Source organism: Methylobacterium symbioticum (assembly GCF_902141845.1).
In the GTDB taxonomy this organism is placed as follows: domain Bacteria; phylum Pseudomonadota; class Alphaproteobacteria; order Rhizobiales; family Beijerinckiaceae; genus Methylobacterium; species Methylobacterium symbioticum.
The window spans coordinates 46183-61558 of record NZ_CABFPH010000010.1 but is presented as its reverse complement, the minus strand read 5'-3'; the positions used below and the strand labels follow the sequence as shown (position 1 = coordinate 61558).

Genomic DNA, 15376 nt, shown 5'->3' with positions numbered 1-15376 from the left:
ACAGGCGTGGGCGTCGCAACCCAAGTTGGGCCCTGTAACCCCCTGCATCCCGCGCGAAGCTTTGAAGGCGCTCGGCCCCGTGCTAACGAGGCGCCGACTGAGGCGTCGGCCATGCTGGCGCCGCGCCCCGCGCCGCCTAGCGGCCGCGCCGAAGGCTCCGGCTCGGCACCGCCCGGCGGCCAAGCCTCCGGCGGCGATCCGAATCCAGGGAATCGAACCACCTCCATGTCCGCAGACGTCGACTCCACCGCGCAGACCGCACCCCGCGCGTCGAGCTATTCCTACGAGGAGCTACTCGCCTGCGGCCGCGGCGAGCTGTTCGGCGCCGGCAACGCCCAGCTTCCGCTGCCGCCGATGCTGATGTTCGACCGCATCGTGCAGATCACGAGCGAGGGCGGCGCCCATGGCAAGGGCCATGTCCGGGCCGAGTTCGACATCCGCCCCGACCTCTGGTTCTTCCCCTGCCACTTCAAGGGCGATCCGGTGATGCCCGGCTGCCTCGGCCTCGACGCCCTCTGGCAGCTCGTCGGCTTCTATCTCGGCTGGCTCGGCTCGCCGGGCCGTGGCCGGGCGCTCGGCGTCGGCGAGGTCAAGTTCACCGATCAGGTGCTGCCCACCGTCCGCCAAGTGGTCTACGGGGTCGACCTCAAGCGCGTGCGCCAGGGCAAGCTGGTCCTCGGCATCGCCGACGGCTGGCTGGAGGCCGACGGCAAGCGCATCTACGAGGCGCAGGATCTGCGCGTCGCCCTCTTCCAGAGCTGAATTTTCGCCCGTCGCGGGCGAGGGCTCGGCAACGGCTCTCGACCCGCGGCAGTTGAGATTGTGTCGGCTTCGTCCTAGCTGACCGGGAGCGCGGTGCGCAGCAGGCCTGCCGCCGCGGCGGAGACAAGTTCGTTCATGCGCCGTGTCGTCATCACCGGGATGGGTATCGTCTCGTCCATCGGCAACAACACGCAGGAAGTGCTCGCCTCCTTGCGCGAGGCGCGGTCGGGCATCGCCCGGGACGAGGCGCAGGCCGCCCACGGCTTCCGCAGCCAGGTCTCGGGCGCGCCGAGCCTCGATCCGGAGGGCGTGGTCGACCGGCGCGCCATGCGCTTCCACGGCGGCGGCACCGCCTGGAACCACGTGGCGATGGAGCAGGCGATCCGCGACGCGGGCCTCGAGGCCGGCGACGTCTCGAACGACCGCACCGGCATCATCATGGGCTCCGGCGGTCCCTCGACCCGCACCATCGTCGAATCGGCGGCGATCGCCACCGACAAGGGCCCCAAGCGCGTCGGGCCCTTCGCCGTGCCCAAGGCCATGTCCTCGACGGCCTCGGCCACGCTCGCGACCTGGTTCAAGATCCGCGGCGTGAACTACTCGATCTCCTCCGCCTGCGCGACCTCGAACCACTGCATCGGCAACGCCGCCGAGATCATCCAGGCGGGCCGCCAGGACATCATCTTCGCGGGCGGCTGCGAGGAGCTGGACTGGACGCTCTCCGTCCTGTTCGACGCCATGGGCGCGATGTCCTCCAAGTACAACGAGACGCCGGCCCGGGCGTCGCGCGCCTACGATGCGGGCCGCGACGGCTTCGTCATCGCCGGCGGCGCCGGCGTGCTGGTCTTGGAGGAATACGCGCATGCCAAGGCGCGCGGCGCCCGCATCTACGGCGAGGTCGCGGGCTACGGCGCGACTTCGGACGGGCACGACATGGTGGCCCCCTCCGGCGAGGGCGCGGTGCGCTGCATGCGCCAGGCGATCGAGGGCCTGAAGGGCGTCACGATCGACTACATCAACCCGCACGCCACCTCGACGCCTGTCGGCGACGACAAGGAGATCGAGGCGATCCGCGAGGTCTTCGGCCGCGGCGAGCACTGCCCGCCGATCGCGGCGACGAAATCGCTCACCGGCCACTCGCTCGGCGCCACAGGCGTGCAGGAGGCGATCTACGCGCTCCTGATGATGAACAACGGCTTCATCTGCGAGAGCGCTCATATCGACGAGCTCGACCCGGCCTTCGCCGACATGCCGATCCTGCGCGAGCGCCGGGACGGAGCCCGCCTCGGCCACGTGCTCTCGAACTCCTTCGGCTTCGGCGGCACCAACGCGACGCTGGTGCTCAAGCACCCCGACGCCTGAGGCCGGAACCTTGCCGCTGCACGGCTCATTGTCGTGCAGACGCGCAGGGAGAGAGACGTCGTGGTCCCGTTCATCGTCGGAACCTTGGCCGGGCTGGTCATCGCGGGCAGCGCGGCGGTGTTCGCCAAGCAGATGCTGCTCGAGGATGCCCGCGACCGCACCGGCGGATACTTCTGAGATCCCGACCCCGCGCGACCCCAGAGCCCCGTCCCCAGCGGGGCTTTCGCGTTTCCAGCCCCCTCTCAGCCCCGGATTGGACAGGCTCGCGACGGGCGGGCTATGGCTCGCCGCCTGGATCCGGTCCCAGCCGGGACCGCGCGGAGAGTGGGACGAACGATCGAATGACGGCATTGATGGCGGGCAAGCGCGGCCTGATCATGGGCGTTGCCAACGATCACTCGATCGCCTGGGGCATCGCCCGGATGCTCCACCGGCACGGCGCGCAACTCGCCTTCACCTATCAGGGCGAGGCGCTCGGCCGCCGGGTCGGTCCGCTTGCGGCCAAGCTCGATTCCGACGTGGTGATCCCCTGCGATGTGGAGGATCTCGCCTCGGTGGACGCCGCTTTCGACCGGCTCGATACGGCCTTCGACGGCCGGCTCGACTTCGTGGTCCACGCCATCGGCTTCTCGGACAAGGCGCAGCTCAAGGGCCGCTACGTCGAGGTCACCACGCGCGACAACTTCGTGCGCACCATGACGATCTCGTGCTTCTCCTTCACCGAGATCGCCCAGCGCGCCGCCAAGCGGATGAGCGAGGGCGGCTCGCTCCTCACGCTCACCTATGGCGGCTCGACCCGAGTCATGCCGAACTACAACGTGATGGGCGTGGCCAAGGCCGCCCTGGAGGCCTCGGTGCGCTACCTCGCCTCGGATCTCGGCCCGGCCGGCATCCGCGTCAACGCGCTCTCGGCCGGGCCGATGCGGACGCTGGCCGGCGCCGGCATCGCCGATGCCCGGTTGATGTTCAACCACCAGAAGGCGCATGCGCCGCTTCGGCGCACAGTGAGCCTCGACGATGTCGGTGGCTCGGCCCTCTACCTGCTCTCCGATCTCTCGGGCGGGGTCACCGGGGAGGTCCATTTCGTGGATTCGGGCTACAACATCATCTCGATGCCCCGGCCCGACGTGCTGCAGGCGCAGGACGCGGCCGGCGTCGTCGGCGACGAATGAGCGGCTGAGATCCGGGATTCCGAAGGGATCATCACTTCGGCGGGCTATCGGGGCGGAGCCCTGACGGAAGCCCCAGCGCTTCCGCCCTGGACCCGCCAAAGGCCTGAGGTCTTGGAAATTCAGGATTCGTCCTCAATCCGGGACCAGCCCCGGCGGCAGCGGGGCGAGTTCGGGCGGAGGTGGGGAACGGCGGATGCGCCGGGTGCGCACGATGCGGGGGTCGCGCCGCTCGACCACAACGGCTGGCGGCGGCTCGGACGGATAGTTCGAGGCGAAGGGGTTGGGCGGCACGCGCTCGACCTGCGCCTCGGCGGGAGCGGCGAGCCAGAGCGCGGCGACCGCCGCTGTGGCAAGGATCGGGCGCATGCGAGCCTCCTCGTGGGCCGGGCGCCCTGCCGCCGAGGGCGGCGTGCCCGCGCCGGCAGAGTTCGCCGGCCGGGCGTGCCGGGCAAGCCGGACCTCAAGCGAAGATAGGGCAGGGGCATGGAGCCGCATCGGTTCGAGAAGGGCGGCGCGACCTACGAGGTCCGCTTCGAGCGCGGGGAGGGCGGCTGGATCGCCCATATCCGCCGGGCCGAGGACGGCGCGGCGGTGAGCCTCGCCTTTCCCGACGGGGTCGGCTACGCGGCCGACGACGTGCGCGGCTCGCTGATCGCCGGTTGCGAGGCGGCGGCCGAGCGGCTCTCGGAACGGCCGCCGACCCGGCACTGAGCCGGTTCACCGGAACCGGTCCGCGTCCCGGACGGTTCGCGCTCAGCGATATCAGCGTCGAGGAGCGTCCATGTCCGAGGTCATCTACCACATCGTCGAGCACGACGGCGGCTTCGCCTACAAGGTCGGCGACGTGTTCTCCGAGACCTTCCCGAGCCGGGAGGAGGCCCTGCAGGCCGCTCAGGCCGCCGCAGCCGAGCAGCAGGTCCCCGGATCGACCGAGGGCATCCGCTACCAGGACAAGGCCGGAGCCTGGCACGACGAGACCGCCCGAGGTAACGATCGCCCGGTCGCCAAGGTCGAGGATTAGGGCCGGCGACGCTCTGGGGCTCGGTGCGGAGGTCGGACGACATGGCGGGCGCGCGGACCTCGAAGGCGGCGCGGCCTGAGCGGTCGAAGCTCGATCGTCCCAAACCCGATCGTCCCAAGGGCACACGCCGCACCACGCCCTCGCCGGAGACCCTGGCCGAGCTCGGGCCTGATCGCCTGATCGGTCTGATCCTCGGCGAGACCGCCCGCAATCCCGCCTTCAAGAAGCTCGTCAGCGCGGCGCTCGCCGCCCGCCAGGGGCCGGACGCCGTGGCTGCCATCGTCGACCGCCGGCTCGCCGCGCTGGAAGGCGCGCGCGGCTATATCGACTGGCAGAAGCGCCGCAGCTTCGCGATCGACCTCGACGCCACCGTCACGGTGATCCTGAACGAGCTGCGCCCCCTCGATCCGGAGGCCGCCCTCGACCGGCTCGTGCGCTTTCTCGGCGGCTCCGATGCGGTGCTGAACCGGGTCGATGACGGAAGCGGCCGGATCGGCGGGCTCTACGAGCGCGCCACGGACGCCGCCGTGGAGATCGCCGCGGCACTGCCGCTGGAGGCGGCGGCGCGGTTCGCACTCGGCCTCGTGCCCCGCATCATGGCCGATCCGGACGGGTTCCTCGGCACCCTGCTGCGGGACCTCGTGGCGCGGCTCGATCCGGACGCCCTCGGTGACCTCGACCGGGGTCTCGCCGAGGCGCTCGGCGCCCTGGGCGATGCTGCCAGCCAGGGCCGGCCGGATTGGGAGAGCCGGTTCCGCCGTGCGCTGATGCAGCGGGTGCGCCAGGACATCGCCGACCGGCGCGGCGATATCGACGCCTTCATCGCCCTGGAGGAGGCGCTGATGCCGGAGGCGCCGGACCAGGTGGCCATCGCCTCGCGTCTGGTCGAAGGGGGCCGAGCCGCCGAGGCTCTCGACTGGCTGCGCCGGCCGGCGCCGGCCGTCCGCACCACCACCCGTGCCGAGCTGATCGCTGGATTCGTGGAGGAGGCCCATCCGGACCGGGACCGCGTCGCCATCGAGATCCGGGCGCTCGAGGCCCTCGGCCGTGGGCAGGAGGCGCAGGACCTGCGCTGGGGGCGCTTCGCGGACCTGCTCGACGCCGCGATGCTGCGCGACTACCTCGCCAAGCTGCCGGATTTCGAGGACGACGAGGCGCTGGCGCGGGCCTTCGCCCATGCGGATTCCTTCCCCACCCGGCACCGGGCGCTCGCCTTCCTTGTCGGCTGGCCGAATCTGGAACGCGCCGCCCGCCTGGTCCTCGCCCATCCCGAGGCCTGGGACGGGACGCGCTACGCGATCCTCGCGCCCGCGGCGGAGGCGCTGGCGGACGACCATCCACGGGCGGCGACGCTGCTGTTCCGGTGCCTGCTCGACACCATCCTCGACAAGGGGCTGAGTGCCGCCTACCCCCACGCGGCCCGCTACTACCTCGAACTTGACGCGCTGGCCGAGCGGCTGGCGCCAGGCGCCGTCGCGCCGGAGCCGGACGTCTACAAGGCCGGCCTGCGCCGCAAGCACGGGCGCAAATACGGTTTCTGGGGTCTGATCGATGGGGCGAGCCTGTAGGAGGCCGGCCGAGGGCGCGTGTCCGGGGGAACCTGCTCGGGGCGGAACTTGGCCGGCGCTCCTCCGCCTTCCCGGGTAGAACCCGGAGATCTGTCCCATGACGCCATTCACGCGCACCGCCCTCGCCGCAGCCCTCCTCCTCGCCGCCATGCCCGCATCCGCGCAATCGATCGGCGAGAAGAGCGGGCTGAACTCCCTCGTCGGCCGTGCACCCGCGACGGCCGATTTCGTGACCGAGGCCGCGATCAGCGACATGTTCGAGCTGCAATCGAGCCAGCTCGCGGCCGAGCGCGGCGACGAGTCAGCCAAGGCCTTCGCCAAGCACATGATCGCCGACCACGAGAAGAGCTCGGGCGAGATGAAGCAGGTGATCCAGGACGGGAAGATCCAGGCGACGCTGCCCACCGCCCTCGACAGCACCCACCAGAAGAAGCTCGACACCCTGAAGGGCCTGCAGGGAGCCGCGTTCAACAAACAGTACCGCGAGGATCAGGTGAAGGCGCACAAGGATGCCGTCGACCTGTTCCAGCGCTATGGGAACGGCGGCGACAATGCGCCTCTCAAGGCCTTCGCGCGCAAGACCGAGCCCACCCTGGCCGAACACCTGAAGATGGCGCAGGATCTGCAGAAATAGGCCTCTCAGCCCTGCTCGATCGCGTCCACCCGTCCCGGATAGAAGGCGAGATGGCCGCGGATGGCGGCGACCGCCGGGAACGGGTCCTCGTAGCTCCAGGCGGCGTCCGCCCGCTCGGTCGCGCCGACCACGAGATCGAAATAGCTGGCGTCGCCCTTGTAGGGGCAATGGCTGCGCCGGGTCGAGCGGCGCACCACGCCCAGCACGTCCGCGCGCGGGATGTAGAGGACGGGCAGGTAGCCCGCCTCCTGCAAGCTCAACGCCGCGCGAGTCTCGGCGACGACGCTGCCCTCCACGATCACCCGGACGAGGCCCGGCTGCGGCAGGATCGTGATCGGATGGTCGGGGCCCGGCAGCTTCATGGCGCGCTCCTGTCCTTGCTCGGTCCTGAGGTCAGCCCCGCATGGAGTTCGGTGGTGCCCAGCGCGTCGGCGAGGCGGGTCTGCGCACTGCCTGGGCGCAGCGGCTTCTGCTGGCTCGCATGCGGCGCCCAGCCGGAGACCCAGAGCAGCTCGAAGGTGGCGCGCACGCGCCCGTCCGGATCCGCGAAACGCTCCTGATAGAGGGCCGCCGCGCGCATCAGGGTGTCGCGGCGCAGCGGCGTGCGGCGGCGCTCGGCGAGCACGTTGGTGAGGCCGAGCGCGCGCAAGTCGCGCATCAGGCGGAACGGGTCGGCGTAGCGCACGGTGACGGTCTCGGCATCGACCACCGGCAGGGCGAAGCCCGCCCGTTGCATCAGGCTGCCGAGCTCCCGCACCGCCGCGAAGGGCGCCACGCGGGGGCTCACCCCGCCCTCCACCTCGCTCTCGGCCTGGCCGAAGCTCTGGCGCAGCTCCGTCAGGGTCGCCCCACCGAGGAGGCAGCCGAGGAACAGCCCGTCCGGGCGCAGGGCCCGGCGGAGCTGGATCAAGGTGCCCGGCAGGTCGTTCACGCCCTGGAGCGCCAGGAGCGAGACGGCGAGATCGATGCTGGCTGGGCCGAGCGGCAGCGCCTCGGGATCGGCCACCGCCAGGGCGAAGCCGGACTCGGCCGGCTCGGGCAGCGGTGCGAGGCGCAGCGTCGTGGCAGCCTCCGGACGCCGCGCCAGCAGGCGGGCCGCTGCAGAGGCCGGCGTGCCGAGATCGACGGCGTCGGTGAAGCGCCGCAGCACCGCCGCGAGCCGATCCTCGAGATCCTCGGCGACGCGGGCGAGCAGGAAGTCGGCGTAGCCTGCGGCCCGGGCGCGGGCGAGGCGGCGGCGGGCGAGGGTGGTGTCGAACAGGGGAGCATCCATGGGGGGGCGAAGATGGCGTGTCCCCGCCGCCTGCGCCAGCGCCGCCCGCTCATGCCTCGGTGCCGTGCCCAGCATCGCGGCGCCGTCCGTCACGCTTGCGTGAGGCCGGAACGAGGGGGGCTGCGACTCCGTTCCCAGAGCCGAATTCAGGAGAGACTCCCATGATCCGCACCATCGCTGCGACCGCACTGGCGCTCGCCGCCCTGACCGCAGCCGGCACCGCCGAGGCCAAGGGCTGCCTGAAAGGCGCCGTCGTCGGCGGCATTGCCGGGCATTATGCCGGCCATCACGGTCTGGTCGGCGCTGCGGCGGGCTGTGCCATCGGCCGCCACCGGGCTAACAAGCAGGCCCGCCAGGACAGCCAGACGGCCCCGGCGCCCGCTCACTGAGGCGGCCGGCCGTAGCCCTCCGCCGCGCGAGCCTCTAGAAGGGCGGCGAATCCGCCCGGCGACGGGGCGGCGAGGGGGAACGCGATGCAGAGCTTCGTGCGGGCCAAGCTGCACGGCATCCGGGTGACGGGCGCCGACCTGAACTATCATGGCTCGATCACCATCGATTCCGACCTCTGCCGCGAGGCGGGGCTCGATCCGCTCGAATTCGTCGAGATCTGGAACAAGATGTCGGGCGCGCGGATCAGCACCTACGTGCTCTACGGCCCCGCCGGCTCGCGCTGCTGCATCCTGAACGGGGCCGCCGCGCGCACCTGCCAGGTCGGCGACGAGGTGATCATCGCCTCGGCGAGCTATGGCAGCGTGGACGACGTGATCGCCCACAAGCCGCGCGTGCTGATCTTCGGCGAAGGCAACGCTGTGGTGGACCGGGTGATCTACGACGTGTTCCGCGACGATCAGGGCCGCCTCGACATGCGCATCATCGAGGCGGATACCGGCGCCGAGGAGCCGCCGCGGATCGCGACGCAGATCCGGGTGGCGTGAGTGGGCAGCCTCGACCGGGCGATCAGGATTCCGATGGGCTGGCGCTTTCCAGAAGCCTGACGATGGTGGGCCGCAGGGCCGGCAAGGCTTCCGTCGCGACCTGCCAAACGATCAGATCATCGACGCGATTGTATTCGTGGCGCAGTTTGTTGCCGATCGCTGCGATTTCCGGCCAGGGTACCGCGGGAAAGCCGGCCTTATCCGTCGCGGAGATATGGCGGCTCGCCTCGGAGACGATCTCAACGCAGCGCTCGACAGCCAAGCGCAGCTTCAGGTCCTTGCGGTAGGTTCTGAGATCGACATTCTCGACCATCGCCGCGACGGCATCGATCATCTCGCGAATATCGACCAGGCGCGCGGCGGGCGTGCGCTTCATCACAGCACCCGGATCGCCTCACGCTCGATCGTTGGTCGAAGGTAGGGATGCAAGCCCTCGCGCGTGGTCAGGTCGACCGTGCGGCCGAGATCGCGTGCAAGTTGCTCCTCGACACGGATCAATTCGACGAAGCCGAAACGCGTGTAATCGGGATCCACGAACAGGTCGACATCGCTGGTATCTCGCGCCTCGTCACGGGCGACCGAGCCGAAGAGCCAAAGCTCCTGGACGCCGGATCGGCGCAGGTCACTCTCGGAGGCGCGCAGCCGCGCGATGACGTCGTCCCGCCGCATGGCACGACCCTAACACGTCCACGAAACGTGGACGAACCTCAATCGTCCATCTTCAGGGCGGCGATGAAGGCCTCCTGCGGGATCTCGACCCGCCCGAACTGGCGCATGCGCTTCTTGCCCTCCTTCTGTTTGTCGAGGAGCTTGCGCTTGCGCGAGATATCGCCGCCGTAGCACTTGGCGGTCACGTCCTTGGACAGCGCCCGGATGGTCTCGCGGGCGATGATCTTGCCGCCGATCGCCGCCTGGACGGGGATCTGGAACAGGTGGCGCGGGATCAGGTCCTTCAGCTTCTCGCACATCGCCCGGCCGCGGGATTCCGCCCGGGTGCGGTGGACCAGCATCGAGAGGGCGTCCACCGGCTCGGCGTTGACGAGGATCGACATCTTCACGAGGTCGCCCTCGCGGTAATCGGAGACGTGGTAGTCGAAGGAGGCGTAGCCCTTCGAGATCGACTTGAGGCGGTCGTAGAAGTCGAACACCACTTCGTTCAGCGGCAGGTCGTAGACCACCATGGCCCGCTTGCCGACGTAGTTGAGGTCGACCTGGATGCCGCGGCGGTCCTGGCAAAGCTTCAGCACGCCGCCGAGATATTCGTCGGGGGTGAGGATCGTGGCGCGGATCCAGGGCTCCTCGACGGTCTCGATCTTCATCGGATCGGGCATGTCGGCCGGGTTATGCAGCTCCTTGATCTCGCCGTCGCGCATGGCCAGGCGGTAGACCACGGAGGGCGCCGTCGAGATGAGGTCGAGGTTGAACTCGCGCTCCAGGCGCTCCTGGATGATCTCGAGATGCAGGAGCCCGAGGAAGCCGCAGCGGAAGCCGAAGCCGAGCGCGGCGGAGGTCTCCATCTCGTAGGAGAACGAGGCGTCGTTGAGCCGGAGCTTGCCCATGGCCGAGCGCAGGTTCTCGAACTCGGCCGCATCGACGGGGAAGAGGCCGCAGAAGACGACCGCCTGGACCTCCTTGAAGCCCGTCATCATCTCCGCGGTCTGGCGCTTGTCCTCGGTGATGGTGTCGCCGACGCGGGTGTCGGCCACCTCCTTGATCGAAGCGGTGAGGAAGCCGACCTCGCCGGGGCCGAGCTCGGCGATGTCGGCCATCTTCGGCCGGAACACGCCGATCTTGTCGACGCCGTAGACCGCGTCCGCGCCCATCATACGGATGGTCATGCCCTTCTTGAGCACGCCGTCCACGATGCGCACCAGCACGACCACGCCGAGATAGACGTCGTACCAGCTATCGACGAGCAGGGCCTTGAGCGGCGCGCTCCGGTCGCCTTTCGGCGGCGGCAGGCGCTTGACGATGGCCTCCAGAACCAGATCGATGTTGAGCCCGGTCTTGGCCGAGATCGGCACCGCGTCCGAGGCGTCGAGGCCGATCACCTCCTCGATCTGCTCCTTGACCCGGTCGGGCTCTGCCGCCGGCAGATCGACCTTGTTGAGGACGGGGACGATCTCGTGGTTGGCGTCGAGCGCCTGATAGACGTTGGCGAGCGTCTGCGCCTCGACGCCCTGGGAGGCGTCCACCACGAGGAGCGAGCCCTCGCAGGCGGCGAGCGAGCGCGAGACCTCGTAGGCGAAGTCCACGTGGCCAGGCGTGTCCATGAGGTTGAGGACGTAGTCGCGTCCGTCCTGCGCCTTGTATTCGAGGCGGACGGTGTTCGCCTTGATGGTGATGCCGCGCTCGCGCTCGATATCCATCGAGTCGAGCATCTGCTCGCTCATGTCGCGCGCGGCGACCGTGCCGGTGGCCTGGATCAGCCGGTCGGCGAGCGTCGACTTGCCGTGGTCGATATGCGCGACGATCGAGAAGTTGCGGATGTTGTCGATGGGCGCGGTGGTCATCGGCTCGATAATCTCCGGCGCGCGGCCTCGGGCCTTGGGGCCGAACTCGCTCTCGCCGTCAGGAACGGAAATCCATTTGGTGAGGCGCGGGATAGCAGGGGGGCGGCCTTGCGCCAAGCGATCCCGGCGAAGCGATCCCGGCCAGGCGACGCCGCATCCCGGAACGGAAACGGCGCGGACGGTCCGGGACCGCCCGCGCCGGGAAGCGCGTCCTACGCTTGCAGTGCGCTCAGCGGCCGCGGCCGCGGATGAGCCGCTCGATCTCGGCCTCACCGTGGGCGCGGGCCTTCGCCTCAGTCGGGTGCTTGCGGTCCGAGCGCTGGTGCAGCTTGCCGTTCTTGCGGATGCTCCACTGGAACAGGCTGCCGGACTCGCCGACCGGCTCGACGTCGAGGCTGAAGGGATAGGTATCGGACTGGATATCGTTCATCGGGCCTATATGGGGCGCCCGGCCGGGACTGCATAGGGGTCCGGACCCCTCCCTGCGATAGCGGCCGTGCTGCCCGGTGCAACCGCCGGTATCAGCCGCCCGCCCGCGCCGCGGCAGCCATGGCGACGAGGCTCTTGCGCAGGGCGCCCATGTCGGAGACCGGCTCGGGATAGGTGACCCGCGCCGTGCGCTCGCCTGCCATCAGGTCCAGGCCCTCCGGGTCGAGCCCGGTGAGGCGCCAGGGCCCGTCGCCCGCGCCGGCCGCATAGAGCGCGAGCGCGTCGGCATGGTCCGCGTTCATATGGGCGACGGCGCCGGCCTCGCCCGCCACCAAGGCCTCGGCGCCGGCGAGGTCGAGGAGCAGCTCCGCCCGCGTCAGGGTGGCGGCCTTGGCGAAGCCGCCGTTGAGGTGACCCGCGGCCGGCTCCAGGGCGAAGAAGCCGAAATCGGGGAAGTCGGCGTAGAGCTTGGCCTTGGGGTGGCGGGCCAGGAAGCGGGCGCGGACGCGGTCCTCCTGGGACGGCACCGCCCGCCCGACGACGGTGAGCCGGGGATGAGCGAGGGGGTCGCCCTTGCCGCCGGCCGAGAAGAGCAGCGAGCAGCGCGGATCGGCGAGCAGGTTGCGGGTATGCGCCGAGAGCCGCGACAGCAGCATCAGGGGCGTGCCGTCCGAATCGGTGGCGATCGTCACCAGGGAGGCGAAGGGCGTGCCGTCCGGCTCCAGGGTGGCGAGCGCGCCGGAACGCACGCTGCGCAGGAGCTCTCGCGCGAGGCCGATCGCGTCGAACCCGGCCTCCGCCGCCGGCAGGGGCCGTGCCGGCCCGGTGCCGGACGTCTGCGTCTCGCTCATCGCTCCTCCCCGAATCTGCCCGACAGATCATAGCGATCGGGCCCGCCCGGGCGAGGGGCGGCGATGCCGCGGCAGCCGGACGATACGGCCAAGCTACGCGCGGCGCTCGCTTTTTTCAAAGCTTCATACTAAAGCGACTGTCCCTTCGGTGCGAAGCGGGCCCGGACCGGCGTTCAGTCCAAGCCCCGTCTTCGCGCTCACGCCTGCCCCGGACCGGGGCCGGGCCCGCCGCTTCCGGCCCAGGCCCCGCCGCCGCCGTTTCAGTCAGGGAACGCGCATGCCGACCATCGCCCTCGTCGACGACGACCGCAACATTCTGACCTCCGTGTCGATCGCCCTCGAAACCGAAGGCTACCGCATCCAGACCTACACGGACGGCGCCTCCGCCCTCGACGGCCTGCGGCACTCGCCGCCGGACCTCGCGATCTTCGACATCAAGATGCCGCGCATGGACGGGATGGAGCTTCTCCGACGCCTGCGGCAGAAATCGGACCTTCCGGTGATCTTCCTCACCTCGAAGGACGAGGAGATCGACGAGCTGTTCGGCCTCAAGATGGGCGCCGACGACTTCATCCATAAGCCGTTCTCGCAGCGCCTCCTCGTGGAGCGGGTGAAGGCCGTGCTGCGCCGCTTCGCCCCCAAGGACGGCCCGAACGCCGCCCAGCGCGAGGCCGATGTCGCCGCCCGTTCTCTGGAGCGCGGCGCGCTGATGATGGACCCCGAGCGCCACACCTGCACCTGGAAGGGCGAGCCGGTCACGCTCACCGTCACCGAGTTCCTGATCCTGCAGGCGCTGGCCCAGCGCCCGGGCGTGGTGAAGAGCCGCAACGCCCTGATGGACGCGGCCTACGACGATCAGGTCTACGTGGACGACCGCACCATCGACAGCCACATCAAGCGGCTGCGCAAGAAGTTCAAGGTCACCGACCAGAACTTCGACATGATCGAGACCCTGTACGGCGTCGGCTACCGCTTCAAGGAGAACTGAGAGCCGACCGCAGCCGAAAAGACCGACCGCCGCACCGTGCCGTCCACAACCGACGAAGCCGCGCCCCGAACCCTGTTCGGCCGCCCTCTCACCTCGCCGCTCACCTGGCCCCGCGCCCTCTGGGACGCGATCGGGCAGCGGGCCTCCTCCAGCCTGACGCGCCGCATCGTCGTCCTGAACCTGTTCGGGCTGATCGCGCTGCTCGTGGGCTTCCTCTACCTGAACCAGTTCCGCCAGGGGCTGATCCAGGCCCGCGTGCAGAGCCTCGCCATCCAGGGCGAGATCATCGCGAGCGCCATCGCCTCCTCGGCCTCGGTCGACACGGACACGATCCGGATCGACCCGGACAAGCTCCTGCAGGACCAGGCCGGCGAATCCGGGCCCGAGGAGGAGGCCTCGCCGCTCGCCTTCTCGCTGAATCCGGAGCGGGTCGCGCCGCTGCTGTCGCGTCTCGTGACGCCGACCGGCAACCGTGCCCGCGTCTACGACCGTGAGGGCGGCCTGCTGTTCGACACCCGCTCGCTGTTCAACCGCGACAGCAGCCGCGGCGACGCGGCCGGCGCGCACAAGCCGAACGTGCTGGAGCGGGCCTTTACCTGGATCCAGGCCCGGGTCGGGAACCTGTTCGGCACCCGCGCCGCCCCGCCGGAGGAGGTCGGGCCGACGAACGGCCACTCCCTGCGCGAGGTTCAGACGGCGCTGGCCGGCGCCCGCGGCAGTCTGGTGCGCCGCAACACCGTCGGCGAGACGGCAGTTTCGGTGGCGGTGCCGATCCACAAGGCCGGACAGGTGCGCGGCGCCCTGCTGATCTCGACGCAGGGCGACGCGATCGACCGGGTGATCGCCTCCGAGCGCTTCGGCCTGTTCCAGGTCTTCCTCGTCGCCTCGCTGATCATGGTGGTGCTCTCGATCCTGCTCGCGGGCGCCATCGCGGGGCCGGTGCGGCGGCTCGCCGAGGCCGCCGAGAAGGTGCGCATGGGCATCAAGACCCGCGAGGAGATCCCGGACTTCACCGACCGCACCGACGAGATCGGCCATCTCTCCGGCGCGCTGCGCGACATGACCCAGGCGCTCTACCGGCGCATCGACGCGATCGAGAGCTTCGCGGCCGATGTCAGCCACGAGCTGAAGAACCCGCTGACCTCGCTGCGCAGCGCCGTCGAGACCTTGCCGCTCGCCAAGACGGACGAATCGCGCGGGCGCCTGATGGCGATCATTCAGCACGACGTGAAGCGCCTCGACCGGCTGATCAGCGACATCGCTGACGCCTCGCGCCTCGACGCCGAACTCGCCCGTGCCGAGGCACGTCGGGTCGACATGAAGCGGCTCCTGACCACGGTGATCTCGGTGGCCAACGAGCGCCGCCGCGCGAAGGACTGCGTCATCCTGCTCGACATCGAGACACCGCCCGGCGACCAGGAGCAGCCCTTCGCGATCATCGGTCACGACAGCCGTCTCGGTCAGGTCGTCAACAACCTGATCGACAACGCACGCTCCTTCTCGCCCTCGGACGCCAAGGTGCGGGTCGCGCTGCGGCGGGTGCGCGGCGAGGTCGAGATGATCTGCGAGGACGAGGGCCCGGGCATCCCTGAGCACGCCCTCGAGCGGATCTTCGAGCGTTTCTACACCGATCGACCCGAGCAGGGCTTCGGCCAGAATTCCGGCCTCGGCCTGTCGATCTCGCGCCAGATCGTCCAGGCGCATCGTGGCATGATCCGCGCGGAGAACCGGCCGGGACCGGCCAATGAGGATGGCGAGCCGACCGTGCGTGGCGCCCGCTTCGTGGTGCGCCTGCCGGCCGCGCCGCGTCAGCTCGCGCACGGTTGAGTGCATCCTCCATGCCTGAGCGATCCGCTCCCGAGCCCGTC

The 15376-nt window shown here is 70.1% G+C and carries 19 protein-coding genes; 11 read left to right on the top strand and 8 right to left on the bottom strand.

Annotated features, from left to right (window positions below):
- Positions 1 to 225 precede the first annotated feature (225 nt).
- The 3 genes from fabA to fabI all read left to right on the top strand — a co-directional run bounded on the left by fabA (position 226) and on the right by fabI (position 3296).
- Positions 226 to 762 carry a 3-hydroxyacyl-[acyl-carrier-protein] dehydratase FabA gene (gene fabA, locus MET9862_RS05755; RefSeq protein ID WP_142582149.1) on the top strand — a complete coding sequence of 179 codons (537 nt, stop codon included), beginning with the start codon at positions 226 to 228 and terminating at the stop codon, positions 760 to 762.
- Between the two features lie 135 nt (positions 763 to 897).
- Positions 898 to 2124 carry a beta-ketoacyl-ACP synthase I gene (gene fabB / locus MET9862_RS05750; RefSeq protein WP_142582148.1) on the top strand — a complete coding sequence of 409 codons (1227 nt, stop codon included), beginning with the start codon at positions 898 to 900 and terminating at the stop codon, positions 2122 to 2124.
- Positions 2125 to 2465: 341 nt separating this feature from the next.
- A complete protein-coding gene (gene fabI / locus MET9862_RS05745) occupies positions 2466 to 3296 on the top strand; it encodes an enoyl-ACP reductase FabI (protein ID WP_142582147.1) in 831 nt (276 codons plus the stop codon).
- Positions 3297 to 3428: 132 nt separating this feature from the next.
- Here fabI and MET9862_RS05740 read toward each other — a convergent pair whose 3' ends face one another.
- Positions 3429 to 3662: a hypothetical protein gene (locus MET9862_RS05740; protein WP_142582146.1), complete on the bottom strand. Its 234-nt coding sequence runs from the start codon at positions 3660 to 3662 to the stop codon at positions 3429 to 3431.
- A gap of 117 nt (positions 3663 to 3779) precedes the next feature.
- Here MET9862_RS05740 and MET9862_RS05735 point away from each other — a divergent pair, with 117 nt between their 5' ends.
- The 4 genes from MET9862_RS05735 (at position 3780) to MET9862_RS05720 (ending at position 6519) form a co-directional block, all read left to right on the top strand.
- Positions 3780 to 4007 (top strand): hypothetical protein, encoded by a 228-nt coding sequence (locus MET9862_RS05735; RefSeq protein WP_142582145.1) that lies wholly within the window; start codon positions 3780 to 3782, stop codon positions 4005 to 4007.
- Between the two features lie 70 nt (positions 4008 to 4077).
- A complete protein-coding gene (locus MET9862_RS05730) occupies positions 4078 to 4317 on the top strand; it encodes a DUF2188 domain-containing protein (protein WP_142582144.1) in 240 nt (79 codons plus the stop codon).
- Positions 4318 to 4358: 41 nt separating this feature from the next.
- Positions 4359 to 5885, top strand: coding sequence for a DUF6880 family protein (locus MET9862_RS05725; protein WP_142582143.1), 1527 nt, complete (start codon positions 4359 to 4361; stop codon positions 5883 to 5885).
- Positions 5886 to 5982: 97 nt separating this feature from the next.
- Entirely contained in the window at positions 5983 to 6519 is a 537-nt protein-coding gene (locus tag MET9862_RS05720) for a DUF4142 domain-containing protein (protein WP_142582142.1), read from the top strand.
- Between the two features lie 5 nt (positions 6520 to 6524).
- Here MET9862_RS05720 and MET9862_RS05715 read toward each other — a convergent pair whose 3' ends face one another.
- A complete protein-coding gene (locus MET9862_RS05715) occupies positions 6525 to 6881 on the bottom strand; it encodes a DUF427 domain-containing protein (RefSeq protein ID WP_142582141.1) in 357 nt (118 codons plus the stop codon).
- On the bottom strand, positions 6878 to 7792 hold the full coding sequence (locus MET9862_RS05710) for a methyltransferase domain-containing protein (protein ID WP_142582140.1): 915 nt from the start codon (positions 7790 to 7792) through the stop codon (positions 6878 to 6880). Before MET9862_RS05710 ends, MET9862_RS05715 begins: the two co-directional genes overlap by 4 nt.
- Before the next feature lie 161 nt (positions 7793 to 7953).
- Here MET9862_RS05710 and MET9862_RS05705 point away from each other — a divergent pair, with 161 nt between their 5' ends.
- Both MET9862_RS05705 and panD read left to right on the top strand, forming a co-directional pair.
- Positions 7954 to 8181 carry a hypothetical protein gene (locus MET9862_RS05705; protein ID WP_142582139.1) on the top strand — a complete coding sequence of 76 codons (228 nt, stop codon included), beginning with the start codon at positions 7954 to 7956 and terminating at the stop codon, positions 8179 to 8181.
- An 84-nt stretch (positions 8182 to 8265) separates the two neighbouring features.
- Entirely contained in the window at positions 8266 to 8727 is a 462-nt protein-coding gene (gene panD, locus MET9862_RS05700; protein WP_142582138.1) for an aspartate 1-decarboxylase, read from the top strand.
- A 22-nt stretch (positions 8728 to 8749) separates the two neighbouring features.
- On the opposite strand, the gene MET9862_RS05695 is transcribed toward panD, so the two are convergent.
- The 5 genes from MET9862_RS05695 to MET9862_RS05675 form a co-directional block, all read right to left on the bottom strand.
- Positions 8750 to 9103 (bottom strand): HepT-like ribonuclease domain-containing protein, encoded by a 354-nt coding sequence (locus MET9862_RS05695; RefSeq protein ID WP_142582137.1) that lies wholly within the window; start codon positions 9101 to 9103, stop codon positions 8750 to 8752.
- Positions 9103 to 9396 (bottom strand): nucleotidyltransferase family protein, encoded by a 294-nt coding sequence (locus MET9862_RS05690; RefSeq protein WP_142582136.1) that lies wholly within the window; start codon positions 9394 to 9396, stop codon positions 9103 to 9105. The genes MET9862_RS05695 and MET9862_RS05690 overlap by 1 nt, the downstream gene beginning before the upstream one ends.
- 38 nt (positions 9397 to 9434) lie before the next feature.
- Complete coding sequence (gene lepA, locus MET9862_RS05685) at positions 9435 to 11240, bottom strand: translation elongation factor 4 (protein WP_142582135.1); 1806 nt, start codon at positions 11238 to 11240, stop codon at positions 9435 to 9437.
- 229 nt (positions 11241 to 11469) lie between these two features.
- Entirely contained in the window at positions 11470 to 11670 is a 201-nt protein-coding gene (locus tag MET9862_RS05680; RefSeq protein WP_142582134.1) for a hypothetical protein, read from the bottom strand.
- Positions 11671 to 11761: 91 nt separating this feature from the next.
- Complete coding sequence (locus MET9862_RS05675) at positions 11762 to 12520, bottom strand: HugZ family pyridoxamine 5'-phosphate oxidase (protein ID WP_142582133.1); 759 nt, start codon at positions 12518 to 12520, stop codon at positions 11762 to 11764.
- A 277-nt stretch (positions 12521 to 12797) separates the two neighbouring features.
- Here MET9862_RS05675 and MET9862_RS05670 point away from each other — a divergent pair, with 277 nt between their 5' ends.
- Together MET9862_RS05670 and MET9862_RS05665 are read left to right on the top strand one after the other, a co-directional pair.
- Positions 12798 to 13508 carry a response regulator transcription factor gene (locus MET9862_RS05670; protein ID WP_142582132.1) on the top strand — a complete coding sequence of 237 codons (711 nt, stop codon included), beginning with the start codon at positions 12798 to 12800 and terminating at the stop codon, positions 13506 to 13508.
- 36 nt (positions 13509 to 13544) lie between these two features.
- Positions 13545 to 15335 carry a sensor histidine kinase gene (locus MET9862_RS05665; RefSeq protein ID WP_142582131.1) on the top strand — a complete coding sequence of 597 codons (1791 nt, stop codon included), beginning with the start codon at positions 13545 to 13547 and terminating at the stop codon, positions 15333 to 15335.
- The last annotated feature ends 41 nt before the right edge of the window (positions 15336 to 15376 follow it).